The sequence below is a fragment of the Helicobacter sp. TUL genome (genome assembly GCF_002287135.1).
Lineage (GTDB): Bacteria > Campylobacterota > Campylobacteria > Campylobacterales > Helicobacteraceae > Helicobacter_F.
In genome coordinates this window covers 23,667-47,987 of the sequence record NZ_NESU01000008.1, presented here as the reverse complement: position 1 = coordinate 47,987, position 24,321 = coordinate 23,667, and the positions used below count along the sequence as shown (strand labels likewise).

At 38.8% G+C, this 24,321-nt stretch carries 23 protein-coding genes; 8 read left to right on the top strand and 15 right to left on the bottom strand.

Features of this window, described 5'->3' with window-relative positions:
• Position 1: 1 nt before the first annotated feature.
• Both B9T66_RS05135 and sodB read right to left on the bottom strand, forming a co-directional pair.
• Positions 2–703 (bottom strand): endonuclease, encoded by a 702-nt coding sequence (locus tag B9T66_RS05135; RefSeq protein ID WP_257874612.1) that lies wholly within the window; start codon positions 701–703, stop codon positions 2–4.
• Positions 704–705: 2 nt separating this feature from the next.
• On the bottom strand, positions 706–1,344 hold the full coding sequence (gene sodB / locus B9T66_RS05130; RefSeq protein ID WP_095627918.1) for a superoxide dismutase [Fe]: 639 nt from the start codon (positions 1,342–1,344) through the stop codon (positions 706–708).
• A 131-nt stretch (positions 1,345–1,475) separates the two neighbouring features.
• On the opposite strand from sodB, the gene B9T66_RS05125 reads away from it, so the two are divergent.
• Both B9T66_RS05125 and queF read left to right on the top strand, forming a co-directional pair.
• Positions 1,476–2,228: an SDR family NAD(P)-dependent oxidoreductase gene (locus tag B9T66_RS05125; RefSeq protein ID WP_095627917.1), complete on the top strand. Its 753-nt coding sequence runs from the start codon at positions 1,476–1,478 to the stop codon at positions 2,226–2,228.
• 2 nt (positions 2,229–2,230) lie between these two features.
• On the top strand, positions 2,231–2,701 hold the full coding sequence (gene queF / locus B9T66_RS05120) for a preQ(1) synthase (RefSeq protein ID WP_095627916.1): 471 nt from the start codon (positions 2,231–2,233) through the stop codon (positions 2,699–2,701).
• 3 nt (positions 2,702–2,704) lie between these two features.
• Here queF and B9T66_RS05115 read toward each other — a convergent pair whose 3' ends face one another.
• Complete coding sequence (locus B9T66_RS05115) at positions 2,705–3,085, bottom strand: group III truncated hemoglobin (protein WP_095627915.1); 381 nt, start codon at positions 3,083–3,085, stop codon at positions 2,705–2,707.
• A 332-nt stretch (positions 3,086–3,417) separates the two neighbouring features.
• On the opposite strand from B9T66_RS05115, the gene B9T66_RS08865 reads away from it, so the two are divergent.
• On the top strand, positions 3,418–3,585 hold the full coding sequence (locus B9T66_RS08865) for a hypothetical protein (RefSeq protein ID WP_180763339.1): 168 nt from the start codon (positions 3,418–3,420) through the stop codon (positions 3,583–3,585).
• A gap of 34 nt (positions 3,586–3,619) precedes the next feature.
• On the opposite strand, the gene B9T66_RS05110 is transcribed toward B9T66_RS08865, so the two are convergent.
• The 5 genes from B9T66_RS05110 to B9T66_RS05090 are packed head-to-tail and all read right to left on the bottom strand — an operon-like array spanning position 3,620 to position 10,434.
• Positions 3,620–4,993, bottom strand: a complete 1,374-nt coding sequence (locus B9T66_RS05110) for a pentapeptide repeat-containing protein (RefSeq protein ID WP_095627914.1) — start codon at positions 4,991–4,993, stop codon at positions 3,620–3,622.
• Position 4,994: 1 nt separating this feature from the next.
• The gene (locus B9T66_RS05105; protein ID WP_095627913.1) at positions 4,995–5,195 is read right to left on the bottom strand and encodes a hypothetical protein; all 201 of its coding nucleotides are present in this window, start codon (positions 5,193–5,195) and stop codon (positions 4,995–4,997) included.
• A 23-nt stretch (positions 5,196–5,218) separates the two neighbouring features.
• Positions 5,219–5,698: a hypothetical protein gene (locus B9T66_RS05100; protein ID WP_095627912.1), complete on the bottom strand. Its 480-nt coding sequence runs from the start codon at positions 5,696–5,698 to the stop codon at positions 5,219–5,221.
• Positions 5,698–9,396, bottom strand: coding sequence for a type IIG restriction enzyme/methyltransferase (locus B9T66_RS05095; RefSeq protein WP_095627911.1), 3,699 nt, complete (start codon positions 9,394–9,396; stop codon positions 5,698–5,700). The genes B9T66_RS05100 and B9T66_RS05095 overlap by 1 nt, the downstream gene beginning before the upstream one ends.
• A gap of 30 nt (positions 9,397–9,426) precedes the next feature.
• Complete coding sequence (locus tag B9T66_RS05090; RefSeq protein ID WP_095627910.1) at positions 9,427–10,434, bottom strand: agmatine deiminase family protein; 1,008 nt, start codon at positions 10,432–10,434, stop codon at positions 9,427–9,429.
• Between the two features lie 112 nt (positions 10,435–10,546).
• Here B9T66_RS05090 and tsaD point away from each other — a divergent pair, with 112 nt between their 5' ends.
• Positions 10,547–11,587 (top strand): tRNA (adenosine(37)-N6)-threonylcarbamoyltransferase complex transferase subunit TsaD, encoded by a 1,041-nt coding sequence (tsaD, locus tag B9T66_RS05085; RefSeq protein ID WP_095627909.1) that lies wholly within the window; start codon positions 10,547–10,549, stop codon positions 11,585–11,587.
• A 3-nt stretch (positions 11,588–11,590) separates the two neighbouring features.
• Here tsaD and B9T66_RS05080 read toward each other — a convergent pair whose 3' ends face one another.
• Genes B9T66_RS05080 through typA form a run of 5 tightly spaced genes read right to left on the bottom strand, consistent with a single transcriptional unit; the run spans position 11,591 to position 17,155 of the window.
• Positions 11,591–11,842: an RNA-binding S4 domain-containing protein gene (locus tag B9T66_RS05080; RefSeq protein WP_095627943.1), complete on the bottom strand. Its 252-nt coding sequence runs from the start codon at positions 11,840–11,842 to the stop codon at positions 11,591–11,593.
• Positions 11,843–11,897: 55 nt separating this feature from the next.
• Positions 11,898–12,350, bottom strand: coding sequence for a Sua5 YciO YrdC YwlC family protein (locus B9T66_RS05075; protein ID WP_095627908.1), 453 nt, complete (start codon positions 12,348–12,350; stop codon positions 11,898–11,900).
• Entirely contained in the window at positions 12,328–14,697 is a 2,370-nt protein-coding gene (locus B9T66_RS05070) for a ribonucleoside-diphosphate reductase subunit alpha (RefSeq protein ID WP_095627907.1), read from the bottom strand. Before B9T66_RS05070 ends, B9T66_RS05075 begins: the two co-directional genes overlap by 23 nt.
• A gap of 9 nt (positions 14,698–14,706) precedes the next feature.
• Complete coding sequence (locus B9T66_RS05065) at positions 14,707–15,330, bottom strand: NAD(P)H-dependent oxidoreductase (protein ID WP_095627906.1); 624 nt, start codon at positions 15,328–15,330, stop codon at positions 14,707–14,709.
• A gap of 19 nt (positions 15,331–15,349) precedes the next feature.
• On the bottom strand, positions 15,350–17,155 hold the full coding sequence (typA, locus tag B9T66_RS05060; RefSeq protein ID WP_095627905.1) for a translational GTPase TypA: 1,806 nt from the start codon (positions 17,153–17,155) through the stop codon (positions 15,350–15,352).
• A 157-nt stretch (positions 17,156–17,312) separates the two neighbouring features.
• On the opposite strand from typA, the gene B9T66_RS05055 reads away from it, so the two are divergent.
• From B9T66_RS05055 to B9T66_RS05040, 4 genes are read left to right on the top strand one after another with little or no spacing between them, the layout of a single operon-like run.
• Positions 17,313–18,794, top strand: a complete 1,482-nt coding sequence (locus B9T66_RS05055) for a TolC family protein (protein ID WP_374220125.1) — start codon at positions 17,313–17,315, stop codon at positions 18,792–18,794.
• A 2-nt stretch (positions 18,795–18,796) separates the two neighbouring features.
• Positions 18,797–20,098, top strand: a complete 1,302-nt coding sequence (locus tag B9T66_RS05050; protein WP_095627904.1) for an efflux RND transporter periplasmic adaptor subunit — start codon at positions 18,797–18,799, stop codon at positions 20,096–20,098.
• A 16-nt stretch (positions 20,099–20,114) separates the two neighbouring features.
• Positions 20,115–20,786, top strand: coding sequence for an ABC transporter ATP-binding protein (locus tag B9T66_RS05045; RefSeq protein ID WP_095627903.1), 672 nt, complete (start codon positions 20,115–20,117; stop codon positions 20,784–20,786).
• An 11-nt stretch (positions 20,787–20,797) separates the two neighbouring features.
• The gene (locus B9T66_RS05040) at positions 20,798–22,015 is read left to right on the top strand and encodes an ABC transporter permease (RefSeq protein ID WP_095627902.1); all 1,218 of its coding nucleotides are present in this window, start codon (positions 20,798–20,800) and stop codon (positions 22,013–22,015) included.
• On the opposite strand, the gene B9T66_RS05035 is transcribed toward B9T66_RS05040, so the two are convergent.
• Together B9T66_RS05035 and hypE are read right to left on the bottom strand one after the other, a co-directional pair.
• Positions 22,001–23,305, bottom strand: coding sequence for an ArsB/NhaD family transporter (locus B9T66_RS05035; protein WP_095627901.1), 1,305 nt, complete (start codon positions 23,303–23,305; stop codon positions 22,001–22,003). The genes B9T66_RS05040 and B9T66_RS05035 overlap by 15 nt on opposite strands.
• Positions 23,306–23,316: 11 nt before the next feature.
• Positions 23,317–24,318 carry a hydrogenase expression/formation protein HypE gene (gene hypE / locus B9T66_RS05030; RefSeq protein WP_095627900.1) on the bottom strand — a complete coding sequence of 334 codons (1,002 nt, stop codon included), beginning with the start codon at positions 24,316–24,318 and terminating at the stop codon, positions 23,317–23,319.
• Positions 24,319–24,321 lie beyond the last annotated feature (3 nt).

The window sequence follows — 24,321 nt, the reverse complement described above, 5'->3', positions numbered from 1 at the left end:
CTTAGCGCAACAAACGCCCAAAAGGGAGTGCTTGTAATATAAGCTTTTGGTTAATCATATCAAGTTGGGCGCGTAAATATTGCTCTTGTTTTGTCATAGGATAGGCTGTATTCCATTCTTGCATTTGCGCCAAAGTCTTAGAATCTAGCGGAATGTTATACATTTTTGCCATATACAAATAACTACGCGCTATATAGCCTTTAGAATACATCGCCGGATAGAATCTTTGTGCTTTTGTATCCACATATACTTGACACGATCCATATTGTGTAAAACGCAAAGATTTTGGTGCATTGGCATATGCGTAATTGCCCCTATCACGATTGATTTTTGCCAATGTTGGGACAATATTTTGCACATCAGATTCCATTTTTTGAAAAAATGGATCCCTGCGACAATTCTTGCGACCACCACGCGCCCAACACGCAAGATGTTTGCCAAAGGTATGAGCAGGCATAATGTGTTCCCATTCTATCGCCTTGGCGTCTTTGATACCAGAGGGTTTTGGTTGTAAATGTGGTTTTCCATTTTTTAAGCGCACACTAAAAGGGATATGACAATAAAAATCTTTTTGAAATGAAGAATCTAAGAAAAAATAGAGGTATTTTAATTCTCTTTTGGCGTCAGAAAATGTAGGTTTAGCGACTAAAGGCGATGCCCAAAGGGCAATCACCGCTAGAGTATGGGCTATGCAATGCCGCATACTTATTTTACAGGGTGTAACTCATTTGCATAAAATGACACAGAGCTTATGCCCTCTTTAGTTGCCCACTCATATGCCTTAGATACAAATTCCCAATTAATGTGATTCCAGAATTTCTCCAAATATGCAGGGCGTGCATTTCTGTGATCAATGTAGTAAGCGTGTTCCCACACATCAACTACAAGTAGAGGGATTTTAGATTCTGTGATTGGAGTTTGAGCGTTGCTTGTTTGCACAATCTCAAGTTTTTTGTTTGCTGTGTTATACACAAGCCAATTCCAACCAGAACCAAAAAGCGTTGTGCTAGAAGCAATAAATTTTTCTTTGAATCCATCAAGTGATCCAAACTCTGCATCAATTGCTGCTTTTAATTCAGCACTTGCATTGCCACCTTTTGGCGCTATACAATCCCAATAAAAATCGTGATTATATACTTGTGCTGCGTTGTTAAATACACCACCATTTGAACCTAAAATAATATCTACCAAACCTTTAGAGGCAAACTCTGTGTTAGCGATAAGATTGTTAAGGTTATTTACATAAGTTTGATGATGTTTGCCATAATGATAGCTAAACGCCTCTGGACTCAAAAAATCTCCGAAATCTTTGTCGCTATAAGGTAATGTGCGTAAAGTAAACATATTTTCTCCTTGCTTATAATTGTTGCTTAAAAAGCTTGGACATTGTAACATTAAAAGGTTACATTTCCTTTAATGTAAGTGCTACAATCTATGCTAAAATTTCATATGCAATTCTTATAGGGAGTTTAGCAATGGTAGTATTTATTACAGGGGCTTCAGTAGGGTTTGGGGAAGCAAGTGCAAAAAAGTTTGTCCAAAATGGGCATAAAGTCATCTTACTAGCGCGCAGAATCCAAAAGCTTAAGGCTTTGCAAGAAGCATTAGGTGGTGAGAAAAATGCACAGATTATCGCCTGTGATGTGCGTGATATCGCACACATAGAATCTGCCTTGCACAATCTCCCAAAGGATTTTCAAGATATTGATGTGCTTGTCAATAACGCCGGACTTGCGCTAGGGCTACAAAGTGCGGATAAAGCAAATATCACAGATTGGGAAGAAATGATTGCAACAAATGTCCTTGCGCTTGTGCGATTAACGCGTTTGGTATTGCCCCAAATGGTAACGCGCAAAAAAGGGCATATCATCAACATAGGCTCTATTGCAGGGCGATACCCATATCCCGGAGGCAATGTCTATGGTGCTACCAAAGCCTTTGTGCGACAATTTTCCCTTAATTTACGCGCGGATTTGTATGACAAACATATCCGCGTGAGCAATATCGAGCCGGGTTTATCGGGTGGGAGTGAATTTTCGCTTGTGCGTTTTAAGGGTGATGAGAATCTTGCAAATGCTGTATATGCAGGCACTAAGCCACTTTTGCCAGAAGATATTGCTGAAGCGATATTTTGGGTGGCGACATTGCCTAGTCATGTCAATGTCAATACAATCGAGATTATGCCCACCACTCAAGCTCCAGCAGCACTTAATGTTTATAAGGAGTAAATATGCAATCACTCAAATCTTTGGGCGCACACACCACATATCCCACCAATTACGATCCATCGCTTTTGGAAACTTTTGAAAACAAGCACCCTGATGTAGAGTATTTCGTGAAATTTAACTGCCCAGAATTTACCTCGCTATGCCCTATCACAGGACAACCGGACTTTGCAACGATTTATATAAGCTATATCCCTCAACTCAAAATGGTAGAATCCAAATCTCTTAAGCTGTATTTATTTTCGTTTCGCAATCACGGAGGGTTTCACGAGGATTGTATCAATGTGATAGCCAAGGATCTTATCGCTCTTATGGATCCAAGGTATCTCGAAGTGTGGGGTAAATTTACGCCACGCGGTGGGATTAGTATCGATCCTTATGTCAATTATGGCAAAATCGGAACTAAATACGAGCAAATGGCGCAACACCGCCTACTAAACCACGATCTCTATCCTGAAAAGATAGACAATCGCTAAGCGTTAGTGTGGCATTTCATAAATCATCATTTGGAATCTTTGTGCGATACCCATAGCTCTTGCTAAAATATCTTGTGCAATCGCAGGTTCATAGACTTTGTGCAGTGAATCTTCAAACAACTTCAACCAATCATTAAAAAATTCTCGTGGGAATGGTGGCAACTCAAGGTGCTTTTTGAGTGGCTGCCCATCAAACACCATCTCACCCAACAACATTTGTCGCCAAAATCGCCCGATATGCTCTTTGTGTGCTTCCCAACGCTCATCAGATTCTGTAATTTTGGCATTAAAGATAGGTCCTAAATTTTCGTGATAACGCACCTTGGTATAAAAAATATCCATAAGCTTTGCGATAGATTCGTGTGTGATTTGCGTGTGCAACATACAAACTCCTTATAATTTTTTGGCGAAACTATAAAGAGTAAGTATTAATAATGGATTAATTAAAAAGTTTCAAAAAAAATTACTAAAATTTAAAATTTGTTTCTCTATGTTGTGTAGAATCCACCTCGCAAACTTAAAAATATGGGGATAAGGTAAGTTTGTGTATGATTAGTGTTTCCCCGAGATTCCCTCCAATCTCATAACGCTAATGTTTATAAAGCTAAGCACCGCTCAATTCCAATGACCCCTCCTCCGTTGGGCGGTGTGCCCTTTCTCAATATTCCCTATATCTCATTATTATTCTATCTTTGGATCTAAGCCTAGATTGTCAATTGTGGATTGCGCTTTTTGGCGATAAAGCCTGTAGCGATAAAATCTTGAGAAAATCTGTGGCGATAGAATCTGTGCTAAGAAAATCTGTGGCGATACATCTAGCGTTGTTTGTGGGGGTTGGTGGTGGTGATGAGTGCAAATCTCATTTGTTAGAATCTACTTTGTGATAGCGTGGCTTTTGCTTGTTTGCCTAGCCAAAGGCTAGTTTGGCACTATGGAGTTTTTGCGTGCGGTTTTTTGGAGAGAGAAAAGCACTAAACCGATAGCTATAACATATAGAGTTGTTATAAAGTTTTGCCATAGATTCAAATCTTTTTCAAATAAATTTGAAATGCCAAGAATTATTTTTGGTTTATTCAAAATCGTTATAAAAACTATTACCGATGAGATAACAAGCCATATATTTTTGAAACTACACATACAACCATAAACACAAAAGATAAATATTGCTACAGGATATACAAAAGGTATTTTTCCCAAAAGGAAAACATACAAGGCGATAGTATAAACAAGCCATTTGAGATTTAACACCAAATCTGTGTGATGGTCGCAAAGTTTGTGATAAAACCATAATTGCCATTTTTCTACTTTGTCTTTTATAGTTTTATTTTCTTTAGAATCTAGCTCTAGTTCTTTGCAATAGAGTTCGCACCTATGGAATTCTGAAGCGTCTAGTAAATTATTATCTTTTATCAAAGCGTTTTTAAAACCCCTAAACGAATCCCTAAAATCGTTTACAAAATGCACTAGGGATTTTTTGCTGTTTGTATTTTGTTGTCTATGCTCTTGCTTGATTTTCTCTTTTAGGCTTTCAAAGTCAAAATCAAGATTTGTATTTACTACATTAAGGCTTCCCTTGAATTGTGTTTGTGAGAAATTAGGGACTTTTTTAAACTCCACTCCATAAAAATTGGCTGTTTTTTCAAACTCACATTGACTAAAATCCGCAGAATCTTTAAAAATGGAGTTGTTAAAATACACATTGTCTTTAAAAGTGCATTGCTTAAATCTCATTTTATCACCAAATACAAAATTCATAAAATTAACTTTATTTTCAAAATGACAAAATTCTAAAGTAAATTGAGGTTCAATATTTGGTGCTTGGTATCTTGTAACCTTAAAGTCTTTAAAAACACAACCTATAAAAAACATCTCACTATCAACTTGTAAGTAAGAATTTATGATAACATTTTCAAACTCACTCCCAGAAACCATAAAATTTGCCTTAAAGATATTTGTTCCATTAAAGGCTAGATTCGCGCCTTTACATTCTGAAAGATGAAAACTATCCCTTGCTTCAGAGTTGTAAAAAGTAATTCTTATATTATTTTTATTAGAAATCGTAACTCGTTTGTGAAATACAATATTGGATAATTCAAAACTAGTAAAATCATCAAGTAAATCGCTAGAGAAGTTAAGGTATATTTCCTCATTAACCGCAATAGTTTCTACGCCTCGTTCATTTGTAAATATCTCAGTAGAGTCTAAAGATTTCAAAAACATACAAAAATTTTTTGAGGTATAGTCCTTTTGTGAATCTAAATAAAATTTTAGCTTCCATTGATCGATAGCCATTTTATTTTCCCTCTATGATTTTTATTTCATCTTTGGTTAGGTGGTAGAGTTTATAGACTAGAGAATCTATGTGAGATTCTAGCTCTTTGGTGTCTGTGGTGGGGTCTTTGGCTTTGGAATCTAAGATTTGCTTTACTAGGCTTATTATCTCATCGCTTAGGGCTTTGTTTGTAGAATCTATCATATAGCTAATTCCTTGCATTTTTATATCCCTTTAGTTTGGCACTATGGAGTTTTTGGTAATTCACTTTTGTGCTTAAAAAATTCAAACCTATAATATTGTTCTTTTTTAGAATTATTTTCATCAAATTCTGGAATCTTGTTTATTAATTTTAAAATCTCTTTATATTTTATAGTCTTTAAGATTTTAATCATCAACAACAAAAATAAATCTATCTTGTAGTTATAAATTTCTTGCTCATTAAGAAATTGGCTTTTTGAATGGGGGTCTATTATGCATTCATAGGGCTTTATCCATTTATTATTTTGAGTGTGTCCTATTAGCACTATTTCCTTACCAACTCTAATAAATCGATACCTTTCTGTTTCAGCCTTACATAATGCGACAAGCAACAAAATATTTGGTTTGTTTTTTATGCATTTAATAAAAGAATACCTCTGAAATATAGATCTTATTATAGAAACAATGATACCACCTACACCTGTCAACATTCCAACATTTATTAATACAAAATGAAATTCCATTATTTCCCCTCTATGATTTTTATTTCATCGTTGGTTAGGTTGTAGAGTTTATAGACTAGAGAATCTATGCGAGATTCTAGCTCTTTGGTGTCTTTTGTGGGGTCTTTGGCTTTGGAATCTAAGATTTGCTCTACTAGGCTTATTATCTCATCGCTTAGGGCTTTGTTTGTAGAATCTATTTTGGGAATAGGAAGTTTTTCTATATATTGTTTAATCCATCTAAAAGCACCATCGCCTAAATTTGATGATATGCTTTTCATATAATTATGAATCAGGTTACTATTTAAGATTCCTAATAAATATTTATTGTGTTCGTGAATCAAAAAATAACAAGTTTGATTAATAAAGAAACTATTATTATCGTATATAAAAGATGGTGCATTTGTCATTTCTGCCCATACAACCTTTTCTTTTTCAAATTCCTCGTGATAAGCGATATTGTCTTGCGTTTCAAACCATTTATTGCTTGTTTTCTTTCTGCACCCTTTTTCTCCGCTTTGGTCGATTCTTGGGCGGAAAGATTCTAAATATGCCTTTAGACTTGGATATTTTTCTATGTCTAGATTCAAGCTTGGAAAAGTGCATATAAGCCACAATCCCGCCCATTCATAGCCATAGCGTTTGATGTCTCTACCGCGTAGCATTTTTTTGATAAGTTTGCTTGTGCGTGTTTTCTCGCTTTTATCCTTGCAGTTGTTTAGAATCTCCTCTCTTTTTGCACTATCTATAATAAAGGCTTCATTGTAGCCTGTCAAGATTCCACGATATATAGAGATGTCCCATTCTTTTAGTGGTGTGCCAAGGCTTTCTATCTTTGCCTTTAGGGCTTGGTTTGCTTGGTCTTGGAATATAAAAGAATCTTTGCTTAGGCTACTTTGGTGTATGGGCTGTGCGTGTAGCTCATCTGTATCTAGGCTAGGCTGTGTAGGTGCTAGGTAGTCAAAGCTAGATTCTAGGCTTGGCGGTGTCTTTGCAAAAGTGATGATACTTGTATCCACGGTGGCAGAATCAAAGATTTTTAAGCCATTTAGGTCAATGTAATGTAGAATCTGTGTGTTTGCTAGGATAAATGCTCTCAAAGGTTCGCCATAGCCTGCACGCGTGTATTTGTTGCTCGTGATAAAAGATAGGAGTGCCTTTGACTTTAGAATCTTGTAGCCTTGCTCAAAAAAGTAGGTGTAAATATCGCTCGTGCCTTTGTAGATACTAAAGGCTTTTTGGAGATGTGGCTTTAGGTGCTTTATCTCTTCTTGGCGGATATAAGGTGGGTTACCGATGACTAGGTCAAAGCCTTTAAAATTACCATTGTTATCTAGCACTTCTGGGAATGCAAACCGCCATTCAAAAGGCTTGTTTGATTCGAGATTAAAGAGTGCGTTATAGGATTCTTGGAGTGTGGCGAAGTCTTTTTGTGCTACTGCTTCATCAAACTCTAGGAAAAATCCTGCCTTGACATAAATTGAGAGATTTTTGTCATCTTTGGCTAGGTAGTTGCCATATTGAGTGCTGTATTTGTCGCACTCTTTTTCAAAGGCTTTGATTTGGGATTTGAATTTGTCTTTGAAACAAAAGTTTTTAAAGGCTGTGTGGAGTTCTTTTATCTTTGAATCTAGGGCTTGTTTGTCTTGGTATAAGCCCTCTTTGTAGTTTTGCACGGCTTGTTTGTAGTCTTTTATCTTGGTGTTTATGTTGGGATAATGACTAAGGCTTTGGGTGATGTCAAAATAGCTTATAAGGCTATTGCCGCATTTTATGTTGATGTCTATGTTTGGGAGGGTTTGGAGGGTGTTTGTGTTTTTGCCATTTTCAAAGATATAGTAGCTATATTTCAGTAGCTCTATCCAAAGCCTTAGCTTTGTGATTTCGCAAGAATTGTGGTTTATATCCACGCCAAAAAGGCAAGATTCTATAAGTGTGCGTTTGTTGTGGAATATGGCTTTTTGGAGTTTGTGGGATTCTATGTTTTGGTGGCTTGGGATTTGGTAGATGTGTGGGTTGCCTGTAGAATCTTGTAGCACAATCTCATCGTTTTCTAGGCGTAGCTGTATGTCTTTTAGGCGTTCAAAGTTTTCATCACAAAGGATTTTTAGGTGGAATTTTAGCTCTATCATATTGTTTAGCATAGAAACGAGGAAATGTCCGCTTCCCACCGCTGGATCGCATACTTTTATGGAATCAAATATCTCATTTGCTTCTTTGTAGCCCTCTTTGGAATCTGTGAGTTTATCTAGCCTTAGTTTTAGGGATTGTAGATCTTTGCAATCCCAATTTTTGGCGGTGTTAAACTTCTGTATCACGACTTGCTGCAGGGATTGCTTACACATATAGTTTGTGATAAAGCTTGGGGTATAAAAGCTCCCTTCTTTGTAGCCATTTAACTTTTCAAAGACTAGCCCCAATACGGCGGCGTTGATAAGTTTGTCGTGGTTTATCTTGACATTGTCTTGTATGTCTTTTGGGGTGGTGGTGAAGTCATAAGCGTTTAGGAAGTCAAAGAGATATTCTAAAAGTGGCAGGGGCTTTTTGGTGTCTTTGAGGATTGATTTTTTATAAAGTGCTAATGGCTTTGAATCTAAAAGCTTGATTTCTTTGCCTTGCTTTTCAAGCTCGGTTTTGTCAAATAGGCTTGAGTTCAGGTAAGGGATAGAATCTAGCTCTTTTGGTATGCTTTTGCGGACATTTTCTCTAAGTGCGAGAATCTCAAAAAAGAGTGTGTTTAGCTTGGCAAAGCTTTCTATCACGCTTGAATCCAAAAAGGGCTTTGGGATATGTTTGAAACTTAGCAGCATAGATTCTAACAAACGCAAGAATAAAAGGCGGTTATTCCATGTGATGATAAGCTCAAATATGCTCTCAAAATCTCGCACACAATCTAGCCCTAAATTTTCTCTTATCGCGTAGCTTAGGGTGTTTGGCGTGTCGCTAAGTTTGATGAGTTTGTTGGCGCCATCTTTTGTTTCTTCTAATCCCAAGATATATAGTAGCTCTTCATAGAAATTTTGGTTTAGCACATTGCTATCGATGTGAGTTTTGTAGCCAAGTAGCATATGTGGGCTAAAGACTTGATATAGCAAGACAGGCTCGGTGTCTTTAATCCCAAAATGCGTAAAAGTCATCTCCATATCAAGTGTGCTTAGGATTTCTTGGGCTTTTTCATAAAATTTTTTTGTGCTTGTGTCGTTGCCTTGCTTTTTGTCGACATTTTTGTAGGCTTGTTGCAATTCTTTGTTTTGGGAGAGTTTCTCAAACTCTTTGGCACTGATGAGATAAAAAGATTCTACATTGCATAAAAGGATATATTTGAGGTTGTTATTTCCCTCGTTTTGTTCTCTCATATAATACAGCAGGGCTTCATACAAGGCTTTGGAATCTAGGGATTGGGTGCTTTTGGGGAATTCGCTTTTGTTGGCTATGGATTTGACTTCAAAAAATGTCTTGACTTCATCATCTTCGTATATGGCAAGATCGATTTTGCGTTTTGTGTTGATTTTTGGGTAGCTAAATGCTTGTTTTAAAAAATCTGCAATAAGGTTCTTTTGAAATTCCTCACTCTCGCTTGTGTCTTGCGCGGTGTGTTTGTGGCATTGGGCTAAAAAATGCTCTAAGTGTTCTTTAAATGTGTTTAGGGATTGTGTCGTGGGGTTTGGTAATGTATATGTGTGTAAAAACTCTTGCAATGGCTTAGAAATGTAGCGCATACGCCTCCTTTGTGGTATGTAATGTGTAGCTTAGTATATCTGCATAGTTGTGCAATGCAAACTGCCATGCCATTTGATGAGGGTCTTTGCAGGGACTCCTATTACGCGATGATGTGGTAGTGCGTCTTGGAGAATCTGTAGGGCTTTTTTGTCATTTTTTTTGTCTCCATAGATTGGCACAAGTAGCCCACCATTGACAAACAAAAAGTTTGCATAGCTCGCAGGTAAGCGTTCTTTTTTGTGATATATGGGTTTAGGAAATGGTAATGCGATAAGTTTAAATGGCTTATCCTCTAAATCTCTAAAGCTTTGTAATTCCCTCTCCATTGCGCACAATGCCTTATAATGCACATCGTTTTTGTCCTCACATCGTATATACGCAATCGTGTGCTTATCGATAAATCGCGCCAACATATCGATATGACTATCGGTATCATCGCCAAGTAAAAAGCCATTTTCTACCCACAAGAGCTTTTTTAGCCCAAGTGTGTGTAAAAGGATAGATTCTAATTCTTGTTTGTTTAGATGTGGGTTGCGATTTTTTTCTAAAAGGCAAGTGGTTGTGGTGAGTGCGATACCAGCACCATTGCTATCGATACTCCCACCCTCTAAGATAAGTCCTTGTGTATGGAGATTCTCAAAAACGCCCATTGCAGAAAGTGTGGTATTTATGGCATTGTCATAGTTAGCAGCAAACTTTAATCCCCAGCCATTAAAACCAAAATTTAGCAAAATGTTTTGATTGTTTTGGCGTATCGTAAGTGGGGCAAAATCTCGCGCCCACACATCATTGCTTCGCACATTAAGGATTTGTAGGGTCCCATTTTTGACTTCTTTTTTGCACGATGAAAGCACGAATTTTTTCGCATCTTTGTCGCGTGGATCTATGCACACCCACACAGATTCAAACTCCGCTATGCGTTTGATAAATGTAATCATACATTCTTGAGCTTCCCTAAGCATAGGCTTCCAATCACTTTTTTTATGTGGGAATCCCACAAGCACGGACTTTTGCTTTTCCCATTCTGCGCGCAACATAGCCACCCCCTTGCAATGTAATGTGTCAATTATAGTCTTTTATTTTTTAAAACCTAAACAAATGCTATAATCACGCCTCTTTTGTGGAAGTTTTGTAAAGGAGCGCGTTAGTATGATTTTAAGCATAGAATCTAGTTGTGATGATAGCTCTTTGGCGCTCACACGCATTGCAGATCATAAGCTCCTCTTTCACACAAAGCTTTCTCAAGATTCATATCATAGTCCATTTGGCGGTGTGGTGCCAGAAATCGCCTCACGCCTACACGCCCAAAACCTCCCTATACTTTTGGAAAAAGTAAAAGACTTCTTGTGTGCGACATATGACACACGCGCGCCATTTGCACCGCTCAAAGCTATTGCTATTGCCAATCGCCCAGGGCTTAGCGTGACGCTTAGTGAGGGTATGTGTATGGCAAATGCCCTAGCCCTAAGCCTTGAAATCCCACTGCTTTGTCTTAATCATCTCAAGGGGCATATTTACTCGCTTTTTATCGACAAACCCACGCAAATTGGCGAGGGATTGGGTGTGTTGCTTGTTTCAGGCGGACACACGCAAATTTTGCATATGCGAGATTATCATCACATCATGCTTGTAGCACAAAGCCTTGATGATAGCTTTGGGGAGAGTTTTGATAAGGTGGCAAAAATGCTTTCTTTGGGCTATCCGGGGGGGCCTATCGTAGAATCTTATGCAAAAAATTATAGTGGCACACTCCTGCCCATGCCTATACCGCTTTTGCACGATAAGCGCCTTGCTTATAGCTTTTCGGGGCTTAAAAATGCGGTGCGTTTGGAGATAGCAAAGGCGCAAGATAACCTCTCAAAAGAACAAATATGCGCAAGTTTTCAAGAAGCTGCTTGCACGCATATCCTGCATAAATTGCGAATCTATTTTCAACAATATAGCGATAGATTCACGCATTTTGGGGTAGTTGGTGGAGCAAGTGCTAATACATTGCTACGCACAAAGATAGAATCTTTATGCCAAGAGTTTGACAAAACCCTACTTTTAGCACCGCTTGAGTTTTGCGCTGATAATGCCGCTATGATTGGTCGTTTGGCGTGTGAGGCGTATGCGCATAAAGAATTTAGCCCACTTAGCGATACAATCTCGCCAAAAAGTTTCCCAGAGGATTTTTATAAAGATTGCTAAGGCTTACTGATCCACAGCCTTGACATATAGTGCGCTTTGATTTTTTGGCACATTTTTAGTTGTGGGAATCTCAAGCACCTCATATGTTTTGGTGTATTCAAGATAAGTAAGCGTGATAATATCGCCTTTTTTGACTTCTTTGGAGCTTTTGACAGGTTTGTCATTGACTGCCACAACACCGCTATCACACATATCTTGTGCAATGGAGCGGCGTTTTACAATATTGGTAGTATTTAAGAATTTATCAACTCTCATAGAATCTTCCTTTGTCATATTGCGCATTGTAATTGCGATTTTAGCATTGTGATACTTAGCGAATTTTTTGCTTTTTGTGCTTACCAAGTCGCACGATACTAGAGGGCTTGCACTCGCGCCAACCTCTAGAATCTAGCACATACATATCACACATTTGCACCGCATAGTGCGGATCAAAATGCTTAGTATGCACATTTGCCGATGAGGAAAAAAGGAGCGGATAATAATGCAAAAGGCTTTGGTGTGGGCTATCACTCGCCACGACACGCACACCACAACCATTTGGATACACAAAGCTTGTATGCCTTGCTCTACGCACAAGGCGTCTATGTGTCTTTGGGACACGCACAACAAGGCGCAAGATTTGAAAATCTCTAGCTTCTCTTAGGGTAAGTTTGTGGCGGTTTTTGGCTTTGTTAATAGGAGTTTGTTGCTCACACAAAAAACCGATAGTTGTATCGGTCTGTGCGAGGATAAGTGGGTGCTTATTGGCAGTTATAGCATTCAATGCTACGATCCATTTTTTCTTCTATATCTGGACTTTGGGATCGGAGGTAATATGTAGATTTAAGCCCTAGTTTCCACGCTAGAGTATAAATGTCATTGAGCAATTTACCACCTGCAAGATCTAAGCGGATAAAAATATTTGTGCTTTGTCCTTGATCAATCCATTTTTGTCGCACAGCAGCGGCTTTGATGATTTTGGTTTGATCAATATCATAGGCTGAAGTATAGTAATTCCAAGTTTCAAGCGTGAGATTTGGCACAACCACAGGGATAAGTCCGCTAAGATTCTCTTCAAACCATTTGCGTTTATACACAGGCTCAATAGTTTGTGTAGTCCCCACAAGGATAGAAATTGAGCTTGTCGGTGCTATCGCCATAAGATAGCCATTGCGCATACCTTGTGACATAACTTTTTGCCTCAAGGCACTCCAATCGCAAGATTGATCAAGCAAATTACGATTTACAAGCTTTAGGGCTTCTTTGTTTGCAAGGTCGATTGGGAAGATTCCCTTACTCCAATTTGATCCTTCAAATTGTGGATATACGCCCTTTTGTTGCGCTAGGTCGCTACTTGCATTAATGGCATTAAAACTAATAAGCTCCATAATTTCATCAATCTTTGCTAAATGCTCATCAGATCCCCACTCGATATTTTGTGTGGCAAGCATTTCTGCCTCACCCATTATGCCTAATCCGATAGCGCGATTTAGCATATTGGTTACTTTGACTTTTCTATTTGGATAAAAATTCAAATCAATAACATTATCAAGCATACGTATTGCGATAGGAATAACGCGCTCTATGTCCTCTTTGGTATGAATCTTACTTAGATTCACACTTGCAAGGTTACAAACGGCAGTTTGTCCATCTTGTGCCTTGCGTGAAGCAATAAAGACTTTTTTGCCATTGATAGAATCTATGCTTGTAATTTTATTTGCTTTTTTGCGCACGCCACAATCTGTCACCACCTCATCGGTTTCTTCAAATTCCATAAAGCTACCATCTTCAAATTCCACTTCCACCACATAATGATTAGGATTTGTGTTTTGAAAAATCTCTGTGCAAAGGTTTGAGCTTCTGATAATTCCTGCGTGTGCATTTGGGTTGCACCGATTGGCGTTATCTTTGAAACACAAAAATGGCAATCCAGATTCAAAGTAATTTGTCAAAATCTTTTTCCACAATTCTTTGGCATTGATTTGTTCTTTTAGGATACTTGAATCATTTTCGTATTCTATATAGCGCTTCTCAAATGCTTCGCCATAAAGCTCTGTGAGATCGCCGCATTGATAAGGATCAAAAAGTGTCCAATGTTCATTGGCTTCAACACGCTTCATAAAAAGATCGCAAATCCACAATGCAGGGAAAAGATCGTGTGTGCGTCGTCTCTCTTCGCCAGAATTTTTACGCAAATCGATAAAATCCGACACATCGGTATGCCATATCTCTAAATATGTAGCAATCGCACCCTTTCTCGTGCCTAGCTGATCGACAGCAATTGCCACATCATTGGCAATCTTTAAAAATGGCACAACACCACCAGCAGCATTTTTGTGTCCATCGATAAAACTTCCCAAACCTCGCACACGACTTACATCCCAGCCGATACCTCCGCCATATTTGCTTAAAAGCGCCATTTCTTTATAGGCGTCAAAAATACCCTCAATATTATCTGGCGTGCTACCCACATAACAAGAGCTAAGTTGGTGGCGTGTAGTGCGTGCGTTTGCAAGAGTTGGCGTGGCACAAATAACCTCAAATTTAGAAATCATATCATAAAACTTAATCGCCCATTCATTTGGTTCTTTTTCATTCTGCGCCAAAAACATCGCAATTGCCATAAACATATGTTGTGGTAATTCTATGGGTTGATTATTGGCATCTTTTAGCAAATAACGATCATAAAGGGTTTTAATCCCAAGATAATTAAACTGCAAATCACGCTTTGGATCGATTTTGGAATCTAAGAGATCTAAATCAAATTTTTCTTTTAAGCCCTTTAGAATCTTGCCCTCTCTCTCTCCGCGCTCAAAATATTCGTGAAGTTTTTTATAGCCTGTGTAGCCAGAAACCTTGTGATACAAATCATACAAAAACAATCTAGCTGCGACAAAAGTCCAATTTGGCACATCAATATCGATCTTATCTACCGCTGTTTGGATAAGTGTTTTTTGAATCTGCTCTGTTGTAATTTTGTCTTTGAAGTGAATCTTAGCATCAACTTCTAGTTCGCTTTGATTGACACCTTCTAGTCCTTCGACTGCACTTGCTGTGTATTTTTGAATCTTTGAGATATCAAGTGTCTCGATTCTTCCACTCCGCTTAACAACGGTGATAACATCTAGCATAGCTACTCCTTACTTGTATTGCACAAATTCATCAAAATCAATTCTATAACGCTTGGATTGAGGATTAATCCTATATCCAAATGCCAAAAGCAAAGTAATCTGCTCTTTTTCCTTATCAAGTCCAAAATAAGATTCTAAAGCCTTTTTATCAAAGCCCTCAAGCATACAGGTATCAATACCCAAATATGACGCATAATCCATCATAGAAGTAGCGATAATATAGCTCTGTAATGCACTCCAATAGCCTATCTTATAATCATCATAACCACGCGCAATAAGATAAGATCCATAGCGCTCTTTGTATGCTGCAATTTCCTCTGGGGTTTTTTGTTTGCGCTGGAGTGCTTGCTGCACATAATTTGTGTGGGCAAGTAAATCGGTTTTTAGTGTTTTAAAAATCACAAGTTCTGAAGCAGTAGTAATTTGTTTTTGATCCCAACACAATGCGCGGACTTCTTGCCTTGCTTTTTTATCCCTCAACACAATCAAGCGTGTAGGCTCCATACCAAAAGAGCTTGGTGCTGCATACCCTACTTGCAAAATATTGTCAAATTGTTCTTTAGGGATTTGTTTATTTTCATCAAAAACCTTACACGCATGGCGCATAGCCACGCCCTCTAAAAATTTGTCCATACTATCTGCTCCTTTCTTTTTATTTATTTCTTGTCATACGCCTACGCTCGGTAGGATCAAGATATTTTTTTCGCACCCTAATGTTAAGAGGCGTAACCTCCAAAATCTCATCATCTTCTATCCATTCTAATGCGCGCTCAAGTGTCAAATCCCTTGGTGGCACAAGCTTGATAGCATCATCACTCCCACTTGCGCGCATATTTGTCAAATGTTTCGCCTTAATAGGATTGACATCAAGATCATTATCTCTGCTATGCTCACCAATCACCATACCCACATATACTTTTGTCTGTGGAGTGATAAAAAGCACGCCTCGTTCTTGGATATTAAAGAGTGAGAATCCTGTCGCCTCACCATTTTCCATAGAAACAAGTGCGCCATTTTTGCGAGATTCTACACTACCGCTAAAAGGTCGAAACTCCAAAAAGCTGTGATTCATCACACCCTCGCCTTTTGTGTCAGTCAAAAACTCGCTTCTATATCCAATAAGCCCACGCGCTGGAATCTCAAACTCCAAACGTGTATATCCATCACCCATAGGATTCATAGCTTTCATTTCAGCCTTGCGTTTGCCCAAGCGCTCAATAATCGCTCCACTAAAATCCTGTGGCGTATCTATCACAAGATGTTCAAAAGGCTCAAGTTTGACGCCATTTTCTTCTTTGATAATCACTTCAGGGCGCGATATACTAAACTCAAACCCCTCGCGGCGCAAATTCTCTGCCAAAATAGTGATTTGTAGCTCTCCACGCCCAGAAACGCGGAATTTTCCCTCGCCCATTTCTTCGCATTTCATCGCGATGTTTGTTTGCATTTCTTTTAACAATCTATCTTTAAGCTTGTTAGCCGTTACATGTTTGCCCTCTAATCCTGCCAATGGGCTATCATTAACCGCAAAATACACACTCATTGTCGGCTCTTCTAAGTGCATAGGATCCAAAGGCATAGGATTAGCAGGATCTACGATAGAATCTCCAACATCAATGGTATTAAAACCTGCTACCGCTACAATATCTCCTGCTTGAGCAGATTCTATTTCGGTGCGTGCTAAGCCCAAAAACCCTATAAGCTTGGTGATTCTGCCGGTTTCTTTTTCGCCATCGCTTTTAGCAAGCATTACATTTTCGCCCTTTTTCACCTTGCCATTAAACACTCGAGCAATACCAATTTTTCCTACATAATTATCATAATCGAGTGTAAAAATTTGCATTTGCAATGGCTCTTCACTGCTACCGCTAGGAGCAGGGACATATTCTAAAATCGCTTCAAAAAGTGGCTCAAGATTTTTCTTTTCATCTTCAAGATTTTTCATCGCATAGCCATCGCGTGCTGCAGCATAAATCACAGGAAAATCAAGCTGATAATCTGTAGCTTCCATTGCCACAAATAAATCAAATACTTCATCAACCACTCGATCTGGTTCAGCTGCGGGTTTATCGATTTTATTTACCACCACAATAGGGCGGATTCCAAAGCTTAGAGCCTTTTTGACAACAAACTTTGTTTGTGGCATTACGCCTTCTTGTGCATCAACAAGAAGTAACACGCCATCAACCATTTTTAGCACACGCTCAACCTCACCGCCAAAATCGGCGTGTCCGGGTGTATCGATAATATTAATTTTTGTGCCTTTATAATTGATAGCAGTGTTTTTTGAAAGGATAGTAATCCCTCGCTCACGCTCCAAATCATTAGAATCCATTACCCGCTCATCGATTTGCTCACGCTCACTAAAAGTGCCTGATTGTGTGAGCAGCCCATCTACTAAAGTCGTTTTACCATGGTCAACGTGCGCGATAACAGCGATATTTCGTATATTTTGCATAAGTAGTCTCTTTTGATGTGAATTTTGGAATTAAGGATAGAATTGTAGAAAAAATATATTAAGAATTACCTAAAAAGTATAGATTTTTATATAGAGAAAAATTCACATCTATTTCACCTTTGTTTCATAATATTACACACCCAAAACAAAACAAGGAGTGGCATTGAAGCACACAATAATATCCATTACTATAACACTTATACTTTGTGCGTGTTCTACCAAACTCCCCACCACACAAGAATTACAACAACAAACCCATATTCCCACATCATTTCGCAATCATATATCTTCTACAAACACATCTACACAGGAGCTTTTGGACACACCTATTGCAAGATTCTATAAACTTTTTGATGATGTGCAATTACACAAACTCCTAGACATAGCGCTAGAGCGTAATACAAATGTCCTTATTATGGCTTCACGCCTCAATCAAGCAAAATCACAAGTCAAAATCAACACCGCATCAATGTTTCCCACCATAAATGGTAACGTTGGCACAAATTACACCGATAGGCGCACTCAAAGCCAAAGTCTTGTAATCCGACCTGGCACGAATTCTACAAGCGCAAATCTTTCATTAAGCTGGGAAGTTGATCTTTTTGGCAAACTCAATGCCCTGCGACAATCAAGCAAAAAAGATCAAGAAGCTGCACAAGCGAATCTACAAAATGCTCAAATCTCACTCCTTGCGGAAGTAAGCACTCTATATTTTACACTAAAAGATAATGCGTATGCTATCGTGCATAATACCCAAATACTAGAGAATCTCCGCGAAATTGATAGCATAAGCCAACAACAATACCAAAAAGGACTTATCACACTTAGCGCTTACAAAGATATAAAGGCTGCCTTTCTTACCCAACAAAATACTTTAGAATCTCTACGCTACACATACGAACAAAATAAAAATGCCTTGTTGGTTTTATTAGATCTTACAAGCCTAGAATCTCTAGAATCTCCTATGCAGTTTTTAGATTCATCAAATACCTTGCCACGCATAGCGACATTTGATGTGCATAGCATTCCTGCTGATGTGTTATTAGAGCGTCCTGATGTGCAAGCAAGTGTATTTGCCTTGCATTCCCAACTTTACAAAGCCACAAATGCCAAAGCAGCGCAACTTCCTAGCATATCGCTTAGCGGATCGATTGGGCAGATACTCTATAGCAATATAGCATCAAATTCCCTTGTCTTTCAAATCGCAAACTCTCTTGCCGCACCGCTTTTAAATCGCACGAGCCTAAGAGAGAATTATAAAATCCAACAAGAACTTAGTAAAGAGGCTTTTTATACACTCCAAAACACTATAAACACGGCAGTAAGTGAAATAGAAAATGCCCTTTTTGATAAAGATTCTAAACAACGACAAGTCCAAAACAATAAGGCTGTCTTTGAGATAAGTAAACAAGCATATCAAACTGATAATGTGCAATGGCAACGCGGAATCATAGATACAAATACATTTTTAAATAGCACAAATACCTATCTTTCTACACAAACACAATATTTTACTGCCCAAGTTAATGAAATCATATCTGTTATTACATTATTTAAGGCTTTTGGCGGTGCTTTGTATATACAGGCATTAGATGATAAGCCTTCACAAAACATAGATCAAACACCCAAAGGAGAATAACAATGAATATTTATGACACACTCAATCCCAAAAAAAGGTATCTTAATCGTGTATGGATTGCTAGTATAAGCATTGTATGTCTTATCATACTTGGCGTGGTAGTGTATTTTTGGAAATTTCACACTCCTAGCATACATTATGAAACAATCACTCCCACACAAGGACCAATCCAATCAAGTGTTTCTGCATCAGGATCGCTCTCCCCAACCAATGAAGTAGAAATTGGGAGTGTGATTTCTGGTATCGTGCTTGAAGTGCTTGTAGAAGAAAATGATCGTGTGCAAAAAGGAGAAGTCTTAGCACGCATAAATCCCGAAACCATCAACCAAGAAATTGCTCGTTACAAAGCCCAACTAAACTCTGCAAAAGCACAACTTAAGGCAAGTGAGCAGACACTCATAGATAAAAAATGGAATTATGATAGGTTACTTGATGTATATGAAAGCACAGGTGGCAAAGCCCCCTCACAACTTGAGCTCCAAAATGCCAAAACTGCCTATACCTCCGCAAAATCCGATGTAGATATCAAAAAAGCCTCTATTGTCGAAATAGAAACAAGCATACAAAGCGCAAGTATTGATCTTAAAAATTCTAATATTGTTACGCCCATTGATGGTGTGATCTTAACAAAAAGCGTAGAGGTGGGGCAAAGTGTCGCGGCAAGTTTCCAAGCTCCAGTGCTTTTTAAAGTTGCAGAAAAACTTGAAGAAATGGTGCTAAAAGCCAATATTTCAGAGGCAGATATTGGCAAGATACAAGAAGGACAAGAAGTGCATTTTAGCGTTGATGCCTACCCTAACAAAACATTCACAGCAAAAGTCAATAAGGTTAATTTTGGCTCTGGTGATGGAAGCTCAAGCTCTAGCAGCTCTAGTAGTTCAAGTAGCTCATCTAGCAGTTCTTCATCAGAAATTGTAAGCTATATTGCACGCATTGAAGTAGATAACAAAGACTTACTTTTGCGTCCTAATATGAGTGCGACTGCTGATATTATCATTGCCAAAGCCGACAATGCCTTGCTTGTGCCAAGCAGCGCGCTATATTTTGATCTCAATAAAGCTCTCCAAAAAGCCACACCTACAAAATCTCAATCCATAGGATCATTTTTTGCCCCACCAAGACCACCCAAGCAACAAATACAAGGCACATCGCAAACAAAAAAGAATGCTACTTTATGGGTATTAAAAAACAATATTCCAGAGGCAGTGAATGTAGAAGTTGGAATCTCTGATGGACAATACACACAGATTCTTAGCGGTATAGACGCACAAAGCATAATCATTACAGCTATTAAGGCTGACTAACATATAGGAAAATGTGATGGAAGAATTTATCGTGCTAGAAGATGTGCATAAAACCTATGGCAAGGGCGAAAATGCCTTTGAAGCCCTAAAGGGTATAAGCCTAGAAATCAAACAGGGCGAATTTATCGCGCTTATGGGACCAAGTGGTTCAGGAAAATCTAGTCTTGCCAATATCCTTGGCACACTTGATGTAGGCACCAAAGGGGTGTATAGATTCTGTGGAATCAATGTATTTTCCCTCACACAAAATCAACGAGCACTTTTGCGCAGAAATTATATAGGCTTTATCTTTCAAGGATTTAACCTTCTTGCACGCACAACAGCCCTTGAAAATGTAGAGTTACCACTTATGTATCGTGGTATCAAAAAAGACAAACGCAAAGAAATTGCCCTACAAGCCTTAGAGCGCGTGGGGTTGCGTGAGTGGGCAGATCATACAAGCGCAAAGCTTAGCGGTGGACAACAACAACGCGTAGCAATCGCAAGAGCTATCGCCTCAAAGCCTCTTTTTTTACTTGCTGATGAACCAACGGGTAATCTTGACACAAAGCGAAGCGTAGAAATTATGGAGATTTTGTGTGAGCTTAATACAACGCTTGGCATAACAATCCTTATGGTAACACACGAACCAGATATGGCACGATATGCTAGTAGAGAAATTCACTGCCTAGATGGCAAGCTTGTATAAGGGGATTTATTATGCTACTTAATGCTTTTGTCCTTGCGCTTAGGCAGATTCGGCGCAATTTTTTGCGTGCCTTTTTGACAATGCTTGGGGTGATTATTGGTGTGGGTGCGGTTGTAACAATGATAAGTCTAGGCAATGGTGTTACCAAGCAAACTAGTGATACATTTACCTCGCTTGGGCGAAATATCATTCTTGTATTTCCAGCACGCGCTATGAATCTAGGTGGATCAAATCTTAGGCGTAATTTCACAGCCCAAGAAGTCAAGGAGCTTAATGAGCGTATGCGTGGATATGTCGCTGCAATCGCCCCTATATCACAAAGCTCTACGCTTTTGCAATTCCAATCTCAAAATACAACAACACAAGTTCAAGGCGTTGATAAGCATTTTTTTGAAGTTACACAATGGGATAGCGCACAAGGTAGGGTTTTTGAAGACAATGAATATAAAATGGGAAGCAATGTGTGTGTGATTGGTGAATCTGTGCGTAAAAATCTCTTTGGAGAAAAAAATCCCTTGGGGACAAAAATCCGCCTAAGCAATATCGTATGTGAATGCGTGGGTGTGCTTGAATCTAAGGGACAAGGTGGTATGGGCAATGATCAAGATGATGTGCTTTTGTTACCAATGAAAACATTTTCGCGCTCTATTTCTGGTAATACCACGATGAATAATTATAGTCGTATTATGATACGCACACAAGATAATCAAGATTCACTAGAAGTCAATCTCGCACTCCAAAATGCCCTACGCAAGATTCGCAATGTCAAACCTGGAGAACGCGATTCCTTTGAGATTATGGATACCAAACAAATCGCCCAAGCTTTTACCTCCAATATCCAAGTGCTAACAATGTTTTTAGGATTGGTAGCAGGAGTTAGTTTGCTTGTAGGTGGCATAGGGATTATGAATATTATGCTTGTATCTGTCACAGAACGCACCAAAGAAATTGGCACAAGAATGGCGATTGGTGCATTGCAGAGTGAAGTATTGTTGCAATTTCTTATCGAGGCTGTTACGCTAAGTGCGCTTGGGGGCATTATGGGAATTATTTTGGCATTTTTTGGATCGCTAGGCTTTGCGTATGCCAAAGATTTGCCCTTTATTTTTGATATTCCTACTGCAATTATAGCCTTTTTGTTTTCTGTCTTTATTGGTGTGCTATTTGGGTATCTCCCTGCTAGACGCGCCTCAAGACTTAATCCAATCGAAGCACTAAGACATGAATAAAAGTGTGCTTATCCACAAGCCAAAGAGTGCGGCAAACAAGACACAAACACTCAGTATCAAGGCAAAAGCCATATACTGCCAAAGTGCAATCTTTATCCCATAGATTCGAAGTTTTAGCAAAAAAAGCAAGGTAGCAAGTGAGCCTATAGGCGTGAGTTTAGAGCCGATATTGCACCCCAATATATGCGCAAAAACAAGCGCTTGCTCCCTAAGAGAATCTAACCCGAAAGATTGTAGCGTCAAATTTCCTAAAAGCACCATAGGAAGATTATTTATCACGCTAGATCCAAGACTTGAAAATATACCTACACTAAAAATCTGCACAAAAAGTGGTGCTGAATCTACATGAGAAAAAATTTCACGCATAGATTCTAAAAATCCCGCATTTTTCACACCAAATACCACAACAAAAAGTCCAAAACTAAAAACAATAACACAAAAAGGTGTTTCTTGCACCAAGGATTTAAAGCTAAAAACTTGTAAGATTTTTGCATACACAAGTGCTACAAAACTCGCACCAAACAAAAATACATACAATTTCACTCCATAGCGTTCGCCAAAAACAATACCCCCTAACAACATCACAACAATGACATAACACACAACAAGTGTCATTGCAGAAGGATAGGCTTTGGTGCTAGATTCTGGACTAAAATGCAATGTGTGTGGGAGAAAACGCCTAAAACAAAGCCACGCTACACCCACAAACATACAGAGTCCAAAAATTTGGGGAATTGCCAAAGACAATGCAAAATGCAAAAATTCGATACTAAACATTTGTGCTGTAATAATATTAGTGAGATTTGAAATAACAAGCGCATTGGAAGCAAAATCACTCACAAAGCTTACAAGCAATAAAAACACTACTAATGGCGATATGGTAGTGATTAGCGCTGCTTTATTGTGCGTGTTGGAAAAAAGTGCAAAAACAAGAGGTGTTAGCACCAAAATTGCCCCATCATTTGCAAAAACAATACTTACAACACTACCCAAAACAATAAGTAAAACAAAAAATTTCCAAGTGCGTATAGAATGTGTGCGTGGCGTGATACACGAAGCAAGGTGCGTAAAAAAACCAAGTTTCTCAAATGCCAAACTAAGCAAAATAAGCCCAATTAATGCAAAGGTGCTAGGCTTTGTAATCTCCCACACAAGCATAATATCAGCAAGACTTACCACCCCAAAAACAAAAACACACAACGCACCAAGAGTGCTAAACACCCATATAGGCAACTTAAATGGGCGCATATACACACAAAGCATTGTTAATGCAAAAATACCATAACCCATATACACCAAACCTAGCAGATTCTAGGCAGAATCTCACCCTGTGGATATTCTAAATACCTTTTTGTGCCATAGGGATTGTGCAAAATCACTTTTTGTGGCATATTGGTATGCACTTTACCAATCACACACGCATTTTTTCCCAAAGGGTGCGCGTGTAAAATCTCTAGTGTTTTTGCTACATCTTTTTGTGGCACACTGAGCACACACACTCCTTCATTAGCCAACACATAAGGCTCAAGTCCCAAAATCTCGCACACACCACGCACTTCCTCCAAAATCGGTATATGCGATTCTTCTATATCAATACCCACATTGCTTGCTTGCGCCCATTCATTTAGCACACTCGCTATCCCTCCACGCGTCGCATCACGCAAAGCGTGAATTTCTACACCAGATACAAAAAGTGTCTCTAGCATACCAAATAACTGCGCACAATCACTCTCCAAGCTACTTACCAATCCTATTTCATTACGCTCACAATATACCATACTTCCGTGTGTGCCGACATTACCACTCACAATAATACAATCCCCGTTTTGGAGATTATATGCGCTAAGATTCTGATATATCACTTCACCATACGCTGTTGTATTAATAAAAATTTTATCGACACTACCTTTTGGCACGACTTTGGTATCTGCGCTTAAAAGCTTTAGATTCCCGCGCATAAGTTCAGCTGCCATAGATTTTACAAGAGATTCTAGCTCCTGTATATCAAAACCTTCCTCGATGATAAATCCTGCACTCATATACATAGGTCGCGCGCCCATCATTGCTACATCATTGCTACTACCACACACGCTTAATTTACCAATATCGCCACCCCGAAATGTATACGGAGTAATCACATAACTGTCCGTGCTCATTGCAAATGTGCCTGCGCATCCACGCGCAATACCCGCATCTTCTCCATTACCTTGCATATGTGGTGCAAGGTGTTTTAGAAAAACGCTTTGTATAAGTTCTTGGGATTCTATCCCGCCACTACCATGTGCTAAAGTAATATCTCTCATACA

Bases quoted from the DNA above. Each gene is read 5' to 3' on its own strand.
- B9T66_RS05110 (WP_095627914.1), bottom strand. From the start codon at position 4,993: ATGGCTATCGATCAATGGAAGCTAAAATTTTATTTAGATTCACAAAAG.
- B9T66_RS05100 (WP_095627912.1), bottom strand. From the start codon at position 5,698: ATGGAATTTCATTTTGTATTAATAAATGTTGGAATGTTGACAGGTGTA.
- B9T66_RS05095 (WP_095627911.1), bottom strand. From the start codon at position 9,396: ATGCGCTACATTTCTAAGCCATTGCAAGAGTTTTTACACACATATACA.
- sodB (WP_095627918.1), bottom strand. From the start codon at position 1,344: ATGTTTACTTTACGCACATTACCTTATAGCGACAAAGATTTCGGAGAT.
- B9T66_RS05045 (WP_095627903.1), top strand. From the start codon at position 20,115: ATGGAAGAATTTATCGTGCTAGAAGATGTGCATAAAACCTATGGCAAG.
- B9T66_RS05090 (WP_095627910.1), bottom strand. From the start codon at position 10,434: ATGTTGCGCGCAGAATGGGAAAAGCAAAAGTCCGTGCTTGTGGGATTC.
- B9T66_RS05115 (WP_095627915.1), bottom strand. From the start codon at position 3,085: ATGTTGCACACGCAAATCACACACGAATCTATCGCAAAGCTTATGGAT.
- B9T66_RS05135 (WP_257874612.1), bottom strand. From the start codon at position 703: ATGCGGCATTGCATAGCCCATACTCTAGCGGTGATTGCCCTTTGGGCA.
- B9T66_RS05040 (WP_095627902.1), top strand. From the start codon at position 20,798: ATGCTACTTAATGCTTTTGTCCTTGCGCTTAGGCAGATTCGGCGCAAT.
- B9T66_RS05125 (WP_095627917.1), top strand. From the start codon at position 1,476: ATGGTAGTATTTATTACAGGGGCTTCAGTAGGGTTTGGGGAAGCAAGT.
- B9T66_RS05080 (WP_095627943.1), bottom strand. From the start codon at position 11,842: ATGAGAGTTGATAAATTCTTAAATACTACCAATATTGTAAAACGCCGC.
- hypE (WP_095627900.1), bottom strand. From the start codon at position 24,318: ATGAGAGATATTACTTTAGCACATGGTAGTGGCGGGATAGAATCCCAA.
- B9T66_RS05035 (WP_095627901.1), bottom strand. From the start codon at position 23,305: ATGGGTTATGGTATTTTTGCATTAACAATGCTTTGTGTGTATATGCGC.
- typA (WP_095627905.1), bottom strand. From the start codon at position 17,155: ATGCAAAATATACGAAATATCGCTGTTATCGCGCACGTTGACCATGGT.
- tsaD (WP_095627909.1), top strand. From the start codon at position 10,547: ATGATTTTAAGCATAGAATCTAGTTGTGATGATAGCTCTTTGGCGCTC.
- B9T66_RS05070 (WP_095627907.1), bottom strand. From the start codon at position 14,697: ATGCTAGATGTTATCACCGTTGTTAAGCGGAGTGGAAGAATCGAGACA.
- B9T66_RS05105 (WP_095627913.1), bottom strand. From the start codon at position 5,195: ATGCAAGGAATTAGCTATATGATAGATTCTACAAACAAAGCCCTAAGC.
- B9T66_RS05050 (WP_095627904.1), top strand. From the start codon at position 18,797: ATGAATATTTATGACACACTCAATCCCAAAAAAAGGTATCTTAATCGT.
- queF (WP_095627916.1), top strand. From the start codon at position 2,231: ATGCAATCACTCAAATCTTTGGGCGCACACACCACATATCCCACCAAT.
- B9T66_RS05065 (WP_095627906.1), bottom strand. From the start codon at position 15,330: ATGGACAAATTTTTAGAGGGCGTGGCTATGCGCCATGCGTGTAAGGTT.